Below are 16,550 nucleotides of genomic sequence, written 5' to 3'. Positions count from 1 at the left end.
ACTATGGGGAGAACGCCCTATAAACATCCCTGTGTTTCAAAAATTTTATCATGGGCGTTTCATCCTAAATAAGTTTTTATTTATTGATTTGTCATGTAGTTATAAGGGCAGTTTACCAGGGCATGGAAAACGTTTTGACAAACGTGAAGCATTTCATCGCTTCTATTACGCCTTCTTTGATTCCCAATCCCGAATCCTTTATTCCACCAAAAGGGGATGACTCGATCCTGTAGCCGGGCACCTCGTTAATATTGACTGTACCTACTTTTAATTCTTTGACAAAACGCAATGCGTTTTCCATATTATTGGTAACAACACCGCTTGACAAACCATAGGCGGTTGAATTGCTCAGGGTAATGGCATCATCAATATCTTTAAACGTAACGACAGGTGCCAGCGGACCGAATGATTCATGAACGATCATGTCAGCATTGCGGGGCACATCAACGATCACAGTTGGCTCCAGTAATGCGCCATTTCGTTTGCCACCTAAAATGACTTTTGCCCCCTGCTCCACCGCTTTATGCACCACGTTTTCCAGGTAAATTGCGGCAGCTTCATCAATCACCGTTCCTACTCTTGTTTCAGGGTTGGAAGGATCGCCACATGTATACTCTTTCGCTTTGGCAACAAATTTTTCTACAAAAGCGTCTTTTATTTTTTCGTGTATCAATATTCTTTTTACAGCGGTACATCGTTGCCCGCTATTACGAAATGAACCTTCCGCAGCAAGGAACACAGCAGTATCAAGATTTGCATCATCCATAATGATGAGCGGATCATTACCCCCCAGTTCAAGAATCACTTTTTTATACCCTGCTGTACTGGCGATATGTTTGCCAACGGCAACGCTACCGGTAAAAGAAACTATTTCGACCCGTGGATCTTTTACCAGCGGCTCTGCTATTTCATTGGTCGCTCCCAGCAATACACTCAGCATGTAATGCGGCAATCCTGCTTCGTATAACAATTCAACAAACCTGATGGCCGTCAGTGGAGTTTTTTCGGAAGGTTTTAATATTACCGGGGTACCGACTGCTATCGCCGGGGCAATCTTATGTGCTACCTGGTTGAGAGGATGATTAAATGGTGTGATGCAAACACCGAGTGACAAGGGTTCTCTTGTTGTAAAAATTTTTCTTGCCTTTCCGGTGGGTGAAATATCACAGGAAAAAATTTGCCCATCATCTTTTAATGATTCAATGGCGGCAAACATCAGCACATCATGTGCCCGCCCGGTTTCATATCTTGCTTCACGTATTGCCAAACCAGATTCGGCACTGATGATCTGTGCAAATTCTTCTTTTCGTTCTACCAGCAATTGCCTGGCTTTTTCCAATATGCTGTAGCGGTCATATCTTGTTAGTTTCTGACCACCCTTTAAGGCTGCTTCTATCGCCTGCTGCGCATGCGAAGCATTAGCAAGTTTCACGGTTCCCACCAACCGCTTATCGTAAGGGCTACGAACTTCCAGTACTTTACCCGAACTGATTGCCTTCCCTGCTATATAACAGGGAAGATCAATAACAACAGTACCGTTCGTGGCACTTAACTTATTTTCTGCTGTTGAAATTGTTGTGTTGCTCATGTTAATAATTTGAGGCCCGACCTCCCCAAACCCCTCCGAAGGAGGGGCTTGCAACGCACAGGCCAGCTTTTAGAAAATACTCTATTGATTCTACTATTTATAAAATGCAATAGAATTGAAACGATATACTATCAATCATCTCTACACATTTGCATATTTGCACATTTTCATACTTGCACATTAGTTCGTTCCATTCACTGTGAAATCAAAAATGTCAAAGTTTCTTGGATCGCCTGCCGCTTTCATTTTATAAGCTGCATTCAGCGGGTGAGAAATCACCATCGGTACCATTTCTTCATAGCGACCTCCGTGCGAACGAAGAGTGCCATCCAATGCGGACAGATCATGATACTGCGGGCGACGTCCTACTACTACATCTCTTCCGGAAAGGACAACCAAATCACCGATACGGTCTTCGGGTTGCTCCAATACCCGAACCGCAGTGGCTTTATCATACACTTCAGTAATACCCGGCTGCACCGCAAGCCAGTTTTTTATTTCGCTGATCTTTGTTTTATCGTTTACATGCACTACCACATAAGAACCTAATGCGCCATGATGTTTTACATAAGGATCGGTGATAGGACAAATCACTCTAAATCCATTCTCCCCAAAGTTTTCTTCCAGCATATCTTCCACAAACAATACATTCGGGCTGCCATCCGCTTTTACTTTGGCGTTCATACCATGATCGGCGGTGGCGCCAACTACTGCCCCCAATGCTATCAATTTTCCAATCTCTTTATCCATCGCTTCATAGAAAGCTAAAGATTCTTCCGCTTCCGGTGAGTAAGTATGCTGCATATAATCAGTGAGCGATAGGTAAAGAAAATCTGCCAATCCTTTTTCAATAAACGCTACGCCTGCACGCAATACAAACAAACTTGCATCGGCACTGTAGATAGCCGGCGTAGGATGGCCAACAATTTCTTCTACTCCTTCCACACCATGTGTTTCCTTCTTTGCCTGGTTGGCTTTTTCGGCTGAGATAGCAATGCCTTTCATTTTATAGGAAAGGATATCTCTTAATTTTTCTTTTGCTGTAACTACCGCCACTTTTCTTCCGGCATTGGCTGCTGCCGCCAACAATGTTTCTGCCCGCAAATATTCCGCGGAGTTCATCATTACTTCTTCATCTTTGCCTGCATCATAAAAAAAATTGCCGCTGATGCCGTGCACCGCAGGTGATACACCGGTAACGATGGAAGAATTATTGACATTGGTAAAAGATGGTAAGGCACCACGCACCATGCCACGATAACCATTCTTTGCCATTTGTTTCAGATTAGGCATCCTGTCGAATGACATTGTAGTATCCAAATATTCATCAGCCGAACCATCTATACAAATAACGACGATGGGTTTCGCTGCCGGTTGATACTTTTTTCCGTTTGCCTCAAATGCCTGTGTTGAAATACTGCTCATTATTATTTATTTTTTTATTCTTACAATTTTATTTTTCTATTACTTATTACAGTTGGGAACCTGGCTGTGATATCGTCGGGAACAACATCCCTGAATGTTGTTGCACGTCCTTCAATTATTAGCTGTCCTGAAGCTTTGAGTGTTACAAATGCAAAAATTGAATCTTTATAAAAATGGGGGCCACCGCCGGTATATACATAGCTGGCACTATTAATCAGGAAATAATGAACCCCGTTTCGTTCGCCATACCGGTCATCATGGTCATGTCCCATAAATACTGCCGCCACTGCAGAATTTTTACCATCTCTCTTTGCCTTATAATTGACTTCATCAAAAATTGCAAGGATCTCATTTGCATTTCCAATTTCATCAAAAAAATCGCTTAGGAAAACCGGTTGATGCATAAAAATAATTACCGGTTTATCATTTGCGGCTAAATCCTTTTTTAGCCATTCAAGCTGCGGCTGATCGGTAAAACTTCTAAAAGGAGAACTTAACGGCGCCCAATTGCTTGTATCATAATCCATCAACACTCCTTCCTTATTGCGCAAAAAATTTCTATCCATCACCACAAAATGAAATCCTCCATGATCATAGGAGTAATAGGGACGTTCCATTTTCCAGAATTGCATAATGGTTTCTTTGCCGCACACATCCATATCATGGTTACCCAGTACATGGTATTTTGGTCCCTTAAACCTGTTCCATTCAGCCATTATACCTTCTGCGTTCTGTGGCCTGCAAAAATCACCGCATTGCACTATGAAATCAGGAGAAATTTTTAATACTTCATCCATAAATGCTTTCAAACGGTGCTCCTCCGATTTTCCAAACTGCATATGATGCAGATCCGATATAATACCAAATTTTATTGAATCCCTATACCCTGAATTATAATTTTCAGGAATAGAAAAGATTTGGCCGGAAACCATCGTACCCGCACTTAAAGCCCCAATTTTCTTTATAAACTCACGACGTTGCCACATGTTTTTTTATTTCTGTACTGTATCCAATACAATCAATTTGCTCCCTGCAAATGGTTAAGCATTAGTTGATGATAATATTCCAATTGTGGTAGTGGCATTCCTTCTATCTTGGCCTGTTCATCCCATTTGCGTAGTTGAATGATCAATGTAAAAAGCGGATCTTTTTCAAATGCAGCCGCTTCTTCCTCTCCCATTTTTCCGCCCTGGTATTCTAATGTTTTTTTACTGGCCGCTGAAAGTTGCTCATAATATTCCGGGTATCGATAAGTGAGATATCGTTTGGCGTCTACATGCGACTGCACAAGACGGATAATCTTTTTAGAAAATCCTTTATCTGTAAGATAACGGGCTGCTATTTCCTCATGGTTTTTAATACCATAACCATCCATTTCGTTATCGCCCTGTGCTGCTTCACAAATATGACCGATATCATGCAGAAAAGCAGCCAGTATCACTTCCTCATCAAACCCCTGTTGTTCGGCCAGTTGTGCCGCTTGCACCATATGTTCCAATTGGCTTACTTTTTCACCTGCATATTCTTCGCCGCCATGTTTACTGTACATCGCCATTATTTCATTGGCCACTTGTACTGCTTCAGAAGAATTCATACGATTTGTTTTAGTATTGTTTAGAAAAAACAGTCTTGCTCCCAACCAGTTGCTTAAACGAAATTATTGCTTCCTCTCTACTCGCTTCCTGCCTGTTAAAAACAATGATGATTTGATAACCTATACATCATTTTTTTAAACTATCTCCTTTCCGAAACTTTTAAAGAGCCGTGAGAGCACGGCTCTTTTTAAAAACTGCTATATACATGCTTATGAGAAAAGAACTATTGTATCAGCCACATAGCAGAATTGATATTATCGTCACCGCTGAATTGGCGTTGCAATGCTTCTTTCAGATTAGCTTCATTGGTAGTCCTCTCTGAAGTAGGATACAGGAAACGCTTTGGAATAACTCCGCTATTGCCTGTCCCAGACCCTCCTTGTGCGAAGGCAGGCATACCCGTTCTGCGATAATTAAAGAAGGCTTCCCAACCAGAATTTTGAAAGAAGGCAAGATATTTTTGTGTTAACACCTGGCTCAATCCGGTTGCATTGTTTCCGGCATATTTCACGGATGTCTGGTTATAATAAGCATCCAGATCAACATTAATAGTATAGGTATCAAAATTGCCTAATCCTGTATTTACTTTGTGGAAGTAAACTGTGTTTGCCCCATTAGTGATGCCATAAAAACCTATTGAAGCCATGATCCCTTTTTTATACCATTCTTCTGCATCGCCGGTAACCCATCCCCGGTTGATGCCTTCAGCGATATTGAAGCACATTTCGGGATAAGCTATCTGGAAAATTTTTTCTGCAGCATAGGTATTATAATATCTTTTTCTACTAATAAAAGAATATTCCCCTGCAAGAGCTTTAGTGCTCATATCAGCCAGGTCCTCAGCAGGACTTGCCCCTACAAATGCGGCATGATCGGTAGGAGAAATGCCGGATGCAACCTTTTTTTGCGCCGGTTCGGCAACTATAAAGGTTCTGGGATCTTTTAAGCTGGCTAATGTGTTAAGATGGGTTGCCGACATATTAAGGCGACCTGTTTCAAACCCGTAATTGTCCGGATTTTTGGGATATTTATTAAAAGGCGGATTGTACACATACTCCAGGTTATCTGCCATGCCTGTCATGATGGGATACTTGGTAGAATTCCCAATCAATTCCGCAAACTTTGCTTTGATGCCAAGTTCTGCATCTCCTTCTTTTTTACTTAAGCTGATCAATACCCTCAGTTTAAACGCATTTACTACTTTTTGCCACTTGCCCAAATTATTGTTGTTGTAAAAATCACCCAATAGGGAAACATCTGCTGCGGCTATTAATTGGGTCAGATCGTTATTAGCTTCGTCAAGCCATTTCAATATCTGCACAAAAATTTCTTTCTGTGTATCATATTTGGGAGTTTGACTTTCCAGACCTTGCAGAGCATCTTTCATCGGCAAATCGCCCACTTTCGATGTCATCAGGTAAAAGAAATAAGCCCTGAAAAATTTACCCAAAGCAGCATAAGGATTTACATCGGCGCCACCTCCTTTTTTTGCTTCTTCCTCCATTTTGATCACATTCTTCAATGTAGTATAGTTGAGGCCCGTGGTAGTCCAGTTGTATTCCTGGTTTCCGTAATAGTTATAATTATAGCAGTAAAACTGGTTCCATCCCTGGGTACTGTTCCAGGCAGATTCGGAAAGATCATTTAAAATACCATTCAGCACCAGGGCAGCGGGAACACTTTCCGGCCGGTTGGGATCCTGAAAGTACTGATCGAACTTCTTAGCACAACCGCCCAGCACCAGCAGGGAAGTTGTAATGAAGAAAACACTGATTATTCTTTTCATAATAATATTTTTAATTATTTACACCTTCCGGCTTATATGCCGGTTGAAACGTGTATTGGTTAAAAAGTAAGATTCACGTTAAAGCCGAATCTCTTGGTAGTAGGCGATTGCAGATCAGTATCTGATTGTGTGCCTGCATACTGATCCACATCCACATCTTTATTCTTTTTATTCACTAACCAATAGCCAAGGTTTCTACCAATAAATGAAACTTCTGCTGACTTAATAAAAGTGTTTGCTATCACTTTACGTGGAATACTATAACCGATTATTACTTCCCTCAGCTTGGTAAATGTTTTACTCATCAGGTCGCCCTCATAAGGGCTGTGGTAACGGCTGATATAATCCTGCAGGAAGGTCTTGGTGGCATTGGGTGCATATTGAAGATCCTTGTAATTGGTAACCGCACCGGTAACAGGATCATACTGAAGAGCTACGCCGTTGGAAATTTGTACGCCTTCGCCTAAATAGGTTTTGTTTCCTTTTGTATCTTCCAGCCTCGCCGTACCCATGGCCCCCTGTATGGTTTCAATATGTCTTCCACCACGGAAGTTTTGGCGGCGTACAAAATTTCGCATAATACCGCCATGGCGCCCGTCAAATTGTAAAGTCAGTGATATTCCTTTCCAGGAAAATTTATTATTGACAGCCCAAACCCAATCAGGGCTTGCATAACCCAGGAATTGTGAAATCGGGTAAATGACAGGCCTGCCACCGGCATCATTGATGATCTGGCCATCAGGTGTTCTTACAAATGCTGAAGCATACACTTTATCTACACGATCGCCTTTGCGAAAGAAAGTGTTGATCACAGTTTGTCCCGGAGGAAGTTCTGTATATTTTTCCCGGAAGGTTGACCAGTTAACAGTTACATCCCAATTCAATCCATCCTTTTTGCGAATCGGCGAACCGTTTAATGTTAATTCAACACCTGTTGTTTTTGTTTTCACAGCATTTGTTGTATAACCGGTATATCCGGTAGTTTGAGAAAGGGGTTTTGAAAAAATAAGGGGGCCATTGATATAAGTAAAGTAGGTGGCATCCAATCCGATCCTGTTTTTTACAAAACGGATATCCATACCCCCTTCGTAGCTAACCCTGTCATCAGGTTTTAATTCCGGATCAAAAATAGAGTTGGTATAATAGGCCGCCGGTGTGTTGTTATAGATCAATGGCGTACTGTATACCTGCGCCAGGCCATACGAAGGGCCTTCATAGGAAGACTGGTACGCACTTCCATAACCTAAAGGAAAAGAAGCATTGGGTGTGGGACCGATATTTGACTGCACACTCAATCCGCCGCTTTTAACCCTTGCAGTAGAGGTCCTGAACTTCAGAAAGGATATAGCTTCAGGCAATTTTACGTAATCTGAAACTACTGTGCTCAATGCTGCAGAAGGATAAAAATAGGTCCTGTTTTCTCCGGGCAATGTAGATAGTTTATCCACCCTTCCGGTGGTTGACAAGGTGAAATAATTCCTGTATGTAATATCTGCCGAATAATAAGCGCTTAACACCAGCATATTTGAGTTAAAGCTGGTGGACTTTACAGGATTGCGGGAATTGGCAAAACTATAAATTCCCGGTACATTCAGGTAATCAGTAGTTACATAACTCGAGTTGTATTTGAAATTACGGGCAGCACCTCCTACAAAAGCGCTTATATTCACATCTTTCAATACATTTTGGTTGTATTTCAGCATCAGCTCGGTGTTGTTTTCAAACAGGCTTCTTTTATCTTCCCGGTAATCTCCCCTGGCTTCTTCGCGGCCATAACTGGTAGCGGAATAGGGAAATTTTTCCGGCCTGAATATATCATAAGTTGTAACACTGGTACGTCCCATCAGTTCCAATTGCTTGTTGAATTTATACGACAAAGAAGCATAACCATACACATCATTTTTATAATGACCTCTTAGCCATTCATAAGTTATAAAGTAGGGATTATTATACCGCTGATATTCTGCATAGATTTGTTGTACACCTTCTTTGCCGGGCTGCCAGTAATTGCGCATATCATCTACACTCCAGTCGGCGCCAGCCCAGGTAATAATATTATAGATCATGCTATTGGGGCCATAAACCACATCCGGAAAATTGGGAGTGAACTGCCTGTTATAATTGATATTAGTCTCAAACCTTAGCTTAGGAGTGAAATCATAACCCAGTGTAGTATTAAAGTTCACCGAATTTAATTTGGTGTTGGGGACGATACCTTTCTGATAGGTGTAAGAGGTTGAAAAACGCAGGTCATATTTTTCCCCGCTTGACGCAACAGCCAGGTTGGTAGTGGTCAACATTCCTGTTTGGAGAAACCGTTTAAGGTTGTCTTTACCCCGGGCTGTCCAAGGTGTTGGCTTCCTGTTGCTGGTAAACGTTACGTTACCGGTGGTCTTAACAAATGTTGTTGTATAAGTTCCATTAGGATCCAATGGGCTATCGTATTGAGGAATAAGCTGGCCTTCAAACCTGGGGCCCCACACATCGTAGTCGTTATCATTGAGACCGCCGCCGCGGCCATTGCCAAATGCATACACACCGTGATCGCCGGGGCCATATTCATCCTGCACTTTAGGAATGGCTACAAATCCTTTTTCAAACATGGTAGACGTATTCCACTCGATGGAAAAACCCCTTTTATCTTTTGAGCCCTTCTTTGTTGTAATGACTATAGCGCCGTTTTGTCCGCGGTATCCATACAAGGCAGCGGCTGTAGGCCCTTTCAGCACGGTGTACGATTCAATATCATCGGGGCTTATATTCCATGTATCAGAATTAATAAACACCCCATCCACAACAAATAAGGAAATGTTTTTACCTCTCAGTAGAATCTGCGGGCGGCCTAATAACTCCGGGCTGATGCCTACAGTAAGACCTGCTACCTTTCCTACCAAACCGTTTATAGGGTTGGGCTCACGGGCCTTGATCAACTCAGCACCCTTTACCTCCTGCGCTGCATATCCCAGCCGTTTCACATCCTTTTTAATACCCAGCGCTGTCACCACCACTTCATCCATACTTGCAGCTTTGGCATCCAGTTGCAGGTTAATCAATGATTGGTTGTTAACCTTCACTTCTCTTTCAGCATAACCAACCATGCTGAAGATAATAGTACCGTTTCCTGCGGCGCTTATAGTATATACTCCTGTTGCATCTGTAGTGGTTCCGTGGTTAGAACCTTTCACCAGTACAGATACGCCAGCCAATGGCTTGTTATCAGAGTCCGTAACAACACCTTTGATCTCACCTTGAGCAAACACAACATTCATCCCGGTAAATACAGCCAGCACCGTGAGCAATACCGAGAGCATTTTTTGTTGTAGCACTTTCATTGCAGTAGTTTTTTGTTGAAAAGAATGTTTAGTAAATATATTTTTTGTTTAGTATAAATCTACATACAATCATTAAACAATAGTTCACAAATACTAAACATTTTTTGCGCAACCGTATGCTCAGCGGGAGAACAAACGATTTCAGTGCCTGGCCTGAAACAAAAAGGGAATTCGTGCAGTCAGAAGATAGTATTGCAGTCCATCTTTTTGGAGGAAACAAAGATCACTTACCGCCTGTGATAAAAAAATAAACGACCAGCATCAATGCATCAGTATTACCAACATTGGCAAGCCTGTGTCCTTGCCTGCTGTCAAAAAAAAGTGATTCGCCTTCACTGAACAGGTAGCTTTTATCTTCAATGTGATATTCTACTTTTCCTTTGATCATGTAATTGTATTCAAATGATTCCGTCCGGATCATCTTGTTTCGCCGGGCCCCTTTTTTTAATTCCAGCAATACAAAATCAACAGGGCCGCTTTGAACGTTGCGGGTGAAAACACGGTGATACAAAAAACCTTTTGCATATTCTTTTTCAAAGGTCTGGTAGTCCTTCGGTGATTTGAAAACAACCTTTTGCTGAGTTTTCTTTTTGGGGCTGATATCTTTAAAAAATTCATTGAGGTCGATGTTCAGGGATTGAACAATACTCATTAGCACGGGCAGGGAAGGTACAGTGCGGTTGTTCTCGATTTGTGATATTAAACCTTTGCTCACTTCTGCTTTGGTGGCCAATTCCTGTACCGTAATATTCTTTTGCTTGCGTATTTCTTTGATCTTATTGCTGATCTGTATGAGCATATCCTCCTGCATGCTGTATATTTTGGATAAATATATAAGTTCCGGTTCTATTTTCCAGTATAACCTGCGGCAGTCCGAAGCAAAACTCTAATCTGTCCGCTAAAGGTATCCAATCCTCTACAAGGTTTTTATTCGTACCCTACTGAAAAGATGTGCCCTTTTATTAATAAATAGTCGCAATGTGTCTTTATTTTTCACTATATGATATGTATTCAATCGACAGCTTTTATAACGCCTCACCTGGTTATTCCATGCTGTCAGTGGTTTAGAAGACGGACTCCTTTGTCTCCTCTTTAACAAAAGTTTTATTTGGAACATTCGTTCCAATATATTTATCTTTGTTTTGGAACGATCGTTCCGTTATCACTAAACACTAAAATTTATTTCATGAAACGTTTACAAAACAAGGTAGCTGTCATTACAGGCGGCAACAGCGGTATTGGCCTGGCGACTGCTAAAGCATTTATTGAAGAAGGGGCTAAAGTGGCCATTTTTGGCCGTGACAAGAAAACGCTGGACGAAGCAGCCGCAGCACTGGGAGAGAATGCAATTGCCATCCAGGGCGATGTTACCAATCATACCGACCTTGAGAGATTGTTTACCAGCACCAGCACCGCTTTTGGCAAAGTGGATATCCTGTTTGCCAATGCAGGTGTCGCCCTGTTTGCACCATTTGAACAAACAAACGAGACCCTGTTTGACAGCAATATGGATATTAATGTAAAAGGATCTTTTCTTACCGTACAGAAGGCTTTACCTGTACTCAATAAAAAAGCGTCTGTTATATTTAATACTTCTGTCGTCAATGTAAAAGGGTTTGCCGGTACGTCGGCTTACTCAGCCAGCAAAGCTGCCTTACGTTCACTGGTAAGAACGCTTGCTTCAGAACTTTTGGTCAATGAGATCAGGGTAAATGCAGTTTCACCGGGACCCATCGATACACCCATCTTCGGCCGCCTGGGAATGTCAAAGGAAGCAGTGCAGGAAATGACAAAAGGATTCGAAAACAGTAATCCCATGAAACGTTTTGGGCAGCCGGAAGAAGTGGCAAAGACCGTCTTGTTTTTTGCCTCGGATGATTCGTCCTACATCACTGGTTCAGAAATTGCCGTTGATGGTGGGTTGACTCACTTGTAGGCTTTATCTTAGCGCCGGGTAAAATAAGTCCTGATGCCAAAGACCAAACAATTTGATGAAGTGATCGTATTGGAAAAAGCGAGAAATGTATTCTGGAAAAAAGGATACAATGGCACTTCAATGGATGAACTGGTGAAGGCAACAGGACTTAGCCGGTCCAGTATTTATGACTCCTTCGGCGACAAACACGGACTATATCTAAGAGCATTACAACAATACCAGCAACAGCAGAAACAACTAATTGTAAATAGTATACCACCCAATCTCTCCGCCCGCAAAAAAATTGGCTGGATATTTCAGAATAGCATTAAACAACTGCTGGAGGACCGGCAGCGTAAAGGTTGCTTTATGGTGAATACCACCACGGAGCTTGGCAACATTGACAATGCAATGAATAAGATCGTCAATGCCAACTTTGAAGCCATGGAGGAATTATTTTATACCCTGGTTAAAGAAGGACAGGATGCTGGTGATATTAAGAAAACGTTCAAGGCACGGGCATTGGCCAGAAATTTATTTAGCAGTTTTAATGGCCTTACAATAATCGGACAAACAAGACCAGATAAAGAAGTCCTGGAGGACATTGCCAAAATAGCTTTATCCGTTTTGGATTAGCCATTATATGATTTGAAGAGCAATAAGTAGATCTTCCCCTTCCATACATTATCTCCGCAAAATTTTCGACGAAATGTTTTATGAGTATCCCTTATCGCCTCCGAGCTAAAAACAGATTTCAAACTACTACAAAAGCAACTAAGAGTATCTGAAAAAATCAAGTAAAATTCTTGGGAGATAGTTGGTATATCCGCATCAACAAAATGAAGAAATTGAACACTATCCATGCTTGAGATCGCGGAAACAATTGAAAGAGTACAAGTACTCAGTATGTTTCCGTAAACATAATTCTACAAGCTTTTGGCATATTGTTCTATTTTTTTAGCTCTCCCGGGATCGTTTCTTTGTACCCGCAAGCAAAGCTTTAATCCGTATCACTTGAAAACACCCAATCCTTTGAAAGGTTTTTAATCCGTACCCTACCGAAAAGCATGAAGCCTTTTTAAATGAATGAATGATCACAATGTTTTTTCAGTCACCATCTGATCCAAAAAAGCGGCCTAAGCCGCTTTTTTCTTTAGCACATTTTTACACTCAATGCGATTATTTTTTTACAACAATAATAATTCCTGTCGCCCAGGATTGCTTTACCAGGAATAAGTCGTTCCTTGATTCGAGATAGCTCACAAGACTGTCAGCCTTTTCTGTATGTCCTTCGGGCCAGTTAGGTTGGGGTAACATATCGTCAATTATGTAAAGTCCTCCTTTATTCAACATAGATAACACGTCATCCAACAGTAAGTATTTTCCATGCCATGTATCGGCGAAAATATAATCGAACTTCTGATGCCCGTTACCGGCAAGCCATTCTCCGCAATCGATCAGTAGTAGATTGACTCTTGGGTCCTGGCCAAGAAACTCCCGGGCAATTCCAAGAAATCCCGGATCATTATCTATTGATATCAACGATGAATTGTTATCCATTCCATCCAATATCCATGATGTGGAAAGACCTGTGCCCGTCCCCAGCTCCAGGAACCTTCCCGCTGGTTTGGAAGCAGCCAGTGTCCGCAACAAGGAACAGGTTGCTGTATCGGATGCCATCGTGAAATTAGATTGCCTGGTCGCCGCCTGTATCCCGGCATAAGAGACCGGTAAGGGTTGATTGATATCCGCTGTCATTGGCGTTGCTCTTCAATTTGTTTAATTATTCTTTTTAACATCGCAGGTACAATAAGTTTATGAAACGGCCTTACGGGCACAAAGTAAAGTTTGCCCAGCCAATTTTTAAACTCTACAGTTGTTGAGATAATTAAACTTTTCGCCATTGGACTTTCTGTACTGTCAATTTTAAATAGCGAAACACGAAAGTTTAAATGCTTATCATCTTCTCCCAATATTACTTCGTTTTGAGTTCTGTCAAACACTTTAAAAAGGCCCAGCTGTTCATTCGGCTCGCATTTGAAATTGTCGAGTAGTTGTTGTTTGTTGGCTGTAATGCCAGGAGTTTTGAGTCCAAAAACGCCGACAATTTTGTTCCTTACCATAAACAACTTTTCGACCCAGCCAGGTGCACTTTTAAAAAACGCTTTTCCAATTTGCTGTGAAGTCACACTATTGTTTTCGTCAATAAAGCTTCCCTGAAAACTATCTACATAATCGTATTTTCTGTTTCCCTTTCTCAAAATCGAGTTCACAGGCAAAGTAGTTGGTATTATTTTCTGTCGGCTCAAAGTAGAAGTGTTTGAATGGTAGAATTGAGAGAGGGCATAGAATGGTGCAAAAAAATTAAAAAAATTCCCAAGCTGGTATCAGTCAAAAGCGTACATCAAAAATCATTTGTGCAATTTACCAGCGGGACTAAGGATTTGAACCCGATCTCACTTTATCAACAATTTCTTGATGGCGAAGTAAATGCAATAAACAGGAACTAACCAAAAAATCCTGGCTTCTGAAAATCCTGTACTCTTTCCGCGAGATTGTTCCTTCCGTCGAAGGATAGAAAAATTTCCTATAATTTACTAAAATATTTAGTAAATTTGCTAAACATTTACACCTAATTTTTTGTCCGCCCATGCCCGCCTCAAAAGCAGATATTATTGCCAAACTACAAAAGGATCTTCTTCCTTTACAGGGGCTAAAACGTGTAGCTGATGATCATACTATTGATACAGGTCTTGGGCCCATTAACTATGCTTTTCCTAATGGCGAATTTCCTTTAGGCGCTATTCATGAATTTATAGCAGAAGATATTGCTGCTACCGGTGGCTTTGTTGCCGGCATTTTATCCGCGTTGATGCAAAACGGTAGTACCTGTCTATGGATTAGTTCCTATCGAACATTGTTCCCACCGGCATTACACTCGTTTGGCATTTCACCTGACAAAATAATTTTCATTGATCTGCAAAAAGAAAGAGATCTGCTTTGGGCGATGGAAGAAGCATTAAAGTGTAATGGGCTTGCTGCAGTGGTGGGTGAAATAAAAGAATTAAGTTTTACCGCTTCACGAAGATTACAATTAGCGGTAGAACAAAGCAGGGTCACTGGTTTTATCCTTCGTGCAAAAGCCAACAATACTACGGCTTGCGTAACAAGATGGAATATTGCTTCGTTGCCCGGTGAATTAAATGATGATATGCCTGGTATAGGTTTTCCCAGGTGGAACATCCAATTATTAAAAGTGCGTAATGGTAAGCCGGGAAGCTGGCAGGTGGAATGGGTGAATAGAAAGTTCCGGCCTGTTTTCGATATTGCTTCCCTGATACAGCAGCGGCAAAAGAAAGTGGGATGATATGGCAAAGCGTTTTGTTTCTATCTGGTTCCGTTATTTAACGACCGATTGGTTTACCCTCCGCCAACCCGGGCTCTGTCATTTACCTTTTGTATTGAGTGCTCCTTCGCATGGAAAAATAATCATCACGGCAACAAATGCAATAGCTGAAACACAGGAAGTACTAAAAGGTATGGCAGTAGCTGATGCAAGAGTGATCATTCCATCCTTGCAGGTAGCCGATGATCGACCGGGTCTTGCTGATAAATTATTACATCGTTTGGCTGAATGGTGTATCCGCTTTTCTCCTTGCGTAGCTATTGATCCTCCGGATGGATTGTTATTGGATGTGAGCGGCTGTTCTCATCTCTGGGGTGGTGATGAATTGTACCTGGCAACTATTATTAATCGCTTACAAGATCGCGGGTATACAGTAAGAGCTGCAATGGCGGATACAATCGGCGCTGCATGGGCCGTAGCACGATTCGGAAAAGAATCATCAGTGATTAAAAACAGTGGCCAGATCCATGCATTGCTTCCTTTACCACCAGCGGCGCTTCGATTAGAAATGGATGCCATAGAACGATTAGAAAAACTCGGACTCAGGCAAATCAAAGATTTTATCCATATGCCACGTTCCGCTATCCGGAGAAGATTCGGTAATCCTTTTATTATACGATTAAACCAGGCATTGGGTTATGAAGAAGAAATACTACAACCGGTACAACCGATAGAGCTTTACCAGGAACGGTTGCCTTGCCTGGAACCCATTGTTACAGCAACAGGAATTGAAATAGCCTTGCGGCGTTTATTAGAAACGCTATGTCATCGTCTTATTACAGAACAAAAAGGGCTTCGCCTTGCTCATTTCAAAGCTTATCGTGTAGATGGAAAAATGGAACAGGTAAGTATTGGGACCATTCGTCCTTCTCACAGCGTTAATCATCTTTTCAAACTATTTGAAGATAAGCTATGCACCATTGAACCTGATTTAGGTATTGAATTATTTGTATTGGAAGCACCGAAAGTAGAAGATCATTTCGCAGTGCAGGAAAAATTGTGGCAACACATTGGTGGTTTGGACAACCTTACTTTATCGGAACTGTTGGATCGTTTGGCCGGAAAAATCGGCACCAATCGTATTCATCGTTATATACCGGATGAACATTACTGGCCCGAACGATCCATTAAGCTGGCTTCATCACTTGATGAAAAACCAATTATTCCCTGGAAAACAGACAGGCCACGTCCTATACAATTATTGACAAAACCTGAAGCCATTGATGTTACAGCCCCTATACCTGATTATCCGCCGATGAACTTTCGGTACAAAGGAAAACTACATAAGGTTATTAAATCAGATGGGCCTGAACGTATCGAACAGGAATGGTGGATACAGGAAGGGCAACATAGAGACTATTACTCGGTAGAAGATGAAGAAGGCCGCCGGTATTGGCTGTTCCGGTCAGGACATTATTCTGCGGAGAAAACCTATCAATGGTTCATGCATGGATTTTTTGCGTGATTCCTGGTTTGTCATCCTGAGCTTGTCGCCCTTCGATA

The 16,550-nt window shown here is 41.7% G+C and carries 13 protein-coding genes; 4 read left to right on the top strand and 9 right to left on the bottom strand.

The window, feature by feature from the left end; translation table 11 throughout:
- Positions 1–112: 112 nt before the first annotated feature.
- The 7 genes from phnY to P2W73_RS04655 all read right to left on the bottom strand — a co-directional run bounded on the left by phnY (position 113) and on the right by P2W73_RS04655 (position 10,537).
- Positions 113–1,588: a phosphonoacetaldehyde dehydrogenase gene (gene phnY / locus P2W73_RS04685; RefSeq protein WP_276500835.1), complete on the bottom strand. Its 1,476-nt coding sequence runs from the start codon at positions 1,586–1,588 to the stop codon at positions 113–115.
- 180 nt (positions 1,589–1,768) lie between these two features.
- Positions 1,769–3,013: a phosphonoacetate hydrolase gene (gene phnA / locus P2W73_RS04680; protein WP_276500834.1), complete on the bottom strand. Its 1,245-nt coding sequence runs from the start codon at positions 3,011–3,013 to the stop codon at positions 1,769–1,771.
- Positions 3,014–3,033: 20 nt separating this feature from the next.
- The gene (locus P2W73_RS04675) at positions 3,034–3,999 is read right to left on the bottom strand and encodes a metallophosphoesterase family protein (RefSeq protein ID WP_276500833.1); all 966 of its coding nucleotides are present in this window, start codon (positions 3,997–3,999) and stop codon (positions 3,034–3,036) included.
- A gap of 32 nt (positions 4,000–4,031) precedes the next feature.
- Positions 4,032–4,607, bottom strand: coding sequence for a phosphonate degradation HD-domain oxygenase (locus P2W73_RS04670; RefSeq protein WP_276500832.1), 576 nt, complete (start codon positions 4,605–4,607; stop codon positions 4,032–4,034).
- 224 nt (positions 4,608–4,831) lie between these two features.
- On the bottom strand, positions 4,832–6,394 hold the full coding sequence (locus P2W73_RS04665) for a SusD/RagB family nutrient-binding outer membrane lipoprotein (protein ID WP_276500831.1): 1,563 nt from the start codon (positions 6,392–6,394) through the stop codon (positions 4,832–4,834).
- A gap of 59 nt (positions 6,395–6,453) precedes the next feature.
- Positions 6,454–9,726 (bottom strand): SusC/RagA family TonB-linked outer membrane protein, encoded by a 3,273-nt coding sequence (locus P2W73_RS04660; protein ID WP_276500830.1) that lies wholly within the window; start codon positions 9,724–9,726, stop codon positions 6,454–6,456.
- Between the two features lie 223 nt (positions 9,727–9,949).
- A complete protein-coding gene (locus P2W73_RS04655; protein WP_276500829.1) occupies positions 9,950–10,537 on the bottom strand; it encodes a helix-turn-helix domain-containing protein in 588 nt (195 codons plus the stop codon).
- A gap of 375 nt (positions 10,538–10,912) precedes the next feature.
- On the opposite strand from P2W73_RS04655, the gene P2W73_RS04650 reads away from it, so the two are divergent.
- Together P2W73_RS04650 and P2W73_RS04645 are read left to right on the top strand one after the other, a co-directional pair.
- A complete protein-coding gene (locus tag P2W73_RS04650) occupies positions 10,913–11,662 on the top strand; it encodes an SDR family oxidoreductase (RefSeq protein WP_276500828.1) in 750 nt (249 codons plus the stop codon).
- Between the two features lie 33 nt (positions 11,663–11,695).
- Entirely contained in the window at positions 11,696–12,277 is a 582-nt protein-coding gene (locus P2W73_RS04645; protein ID WP_276500827.1) for a TetR/AcrR family transcriptional regulator, read from the top strand.
- Between the two features lie 543 nt (positions 12,278–12,820).
- On the opposite strand, the gene P2W73_RS04640 is transcribed toward P2W73_RS04645, so the two are convergent.
- A complete protein-coding gene (locus P2W73_RS04640; protein ID WP_276500826.1) occupies positions 12,821–13,399 on the bottom strand; it encodes an O-methyltransferase in 579 nt (192 codons plus the stop codon).
- Positions 13,396–13,914 carry a DUF2867 domain-containing protein gene (locus P2W73_RS04635; RefSeq protein WP_276500825.1) on the bottom strand — a complete coding sequence of 173 codons (519 nt, stop codon included), beginning with the start codon at positions 13,912–13,914 and terminating at the stop codon, positions 13,396–13,398. Before P2W73_RS04635 ends, P2W73_RS04640 begins: the two co-directional genes overlap by 4 nt.
- Positions 13,915–14,291: 377 nt before the next feature.
- Between P2W73_RS04635 and P2W73_RS04630 the strand changes: the two genes are divergently transcribed.
- Together P2W73_RS04630 and P2W73_RS04625 are read left to right on the top strand one after the other, a co-directional pair.
- On the top strand, positions 14,292–15,008 hold the full coding sequence (locus P2W73_RS04630) for an ImuA family protein (RefSeq protein WP_276500824.1): 717 nt from the start codon (positions 14,292–14,294) through the stop codon (positions 15,006–15,008).
- A 1-nt stretch (position 15,009) separates the two neighbouring features.
- A complete protein-coding gene (locus P2W73_RS04625; protein WP_276500823.1) occupies positions 15,010–16,512 on the top strand; it encodes a Y-family DNA polymerase in 1,503 nt (500 codons plus the stop codon).
- Positions 16,513–16,550 lie beyond the last annotated feature (38 nt).

Source organism: Terrimonas pollutisoli, assembly GCF_029360765.1.
GTDB lineage: Bacteria > Bacteroidota > Bacteroidia > Chitinophagales > Chitinophagaceae > Terrimonas_B > Terrimonas_B pollutisoli.
This window is presented reverse-complemented; position numbering and strand designations above follow the sequence as displayed.

Coding starts and splice junctions, on each gene's coding strand:
- P2W73_RS04650 (WP_276500828.1), top strand. CDS start 10,913: ATGAAACGTTTACAAAACAAGGTAGCTGTCATTACAGGCGGCAACAGC.
- P2W73_RS04625 (WP_276500823.1), top strand. CDS start 15,010: ATGGCAAAGCGTTTTGTTTCTATCTGGTTCCGTTATTTAACGACCGAT.
- phnY (WP_276500835.1), bottom strand. CDS start 1,588: ATGAGCAACACAACAATTTCAACAGCAGAAAATAAGTTAAGTGCCACG.
- P2W73_RS04675 (WP_276500833.1), bottom strand. CDS start 3,999: ATGTGGCAACGTCGTGAGTTTATAAAGAAAATTGGGGCTTTAAGTGCG.
- P2W73_RS04630 (WP_276500824.1), top strand. CDS start 14,292: ATGCCCGCCTCAAAAGCAGATATTATTGCCAAACTACAAAAGGATCTT.
- P2W73_RS04655 (WP_276500829.1), bottom strand. CDS start 10,537: ATGCAGGAGGATATGCTCATACAGATCAGCAATAAGATCAAAGAAATA.
- P2W73_RS04645 (WP_276500827.1), top strand. CDS start 11,696: ATGCCAAAGACCAAACAATTTGATGAAGTGATCGTATTGGAAAAAGCG.
- P2W73_RS04665 (WP_276500831.1), bottom strand. CDS start 6,394: ATGAAAAGAATAATCAGTGTTTTCTTCATTACAACTTCCCTGCTGGTG.
- P2W73_RS04660 (WP_276500830.1), bottom strand. CDS start 9,726: ATGAAAGTGCTACAACAAAAAATGCTCTCGGTATTGCTCACGGTGCTG.
- P2W73_RS04640 (WP_276500826.1), bottom strand. CDS start 13,399: ATGACAGCGGATATCAATCAACCCTTACCGGTCTCTTATGCCGGGATA.
- P2W73_RS04670 (WP_276500832.1), bottom strand. CDS start 4,607: ATGAATTCTTCTGAAGCAGTACAAGTGGCCAATGAAATAATGGCGATG.
- phnA (WP_276500834.1), bottom strand. CDS start 3,013: ATGAGCAGTATTTCAACACAGGCATTTGAGGCAAACGGAAAAAAGTAT.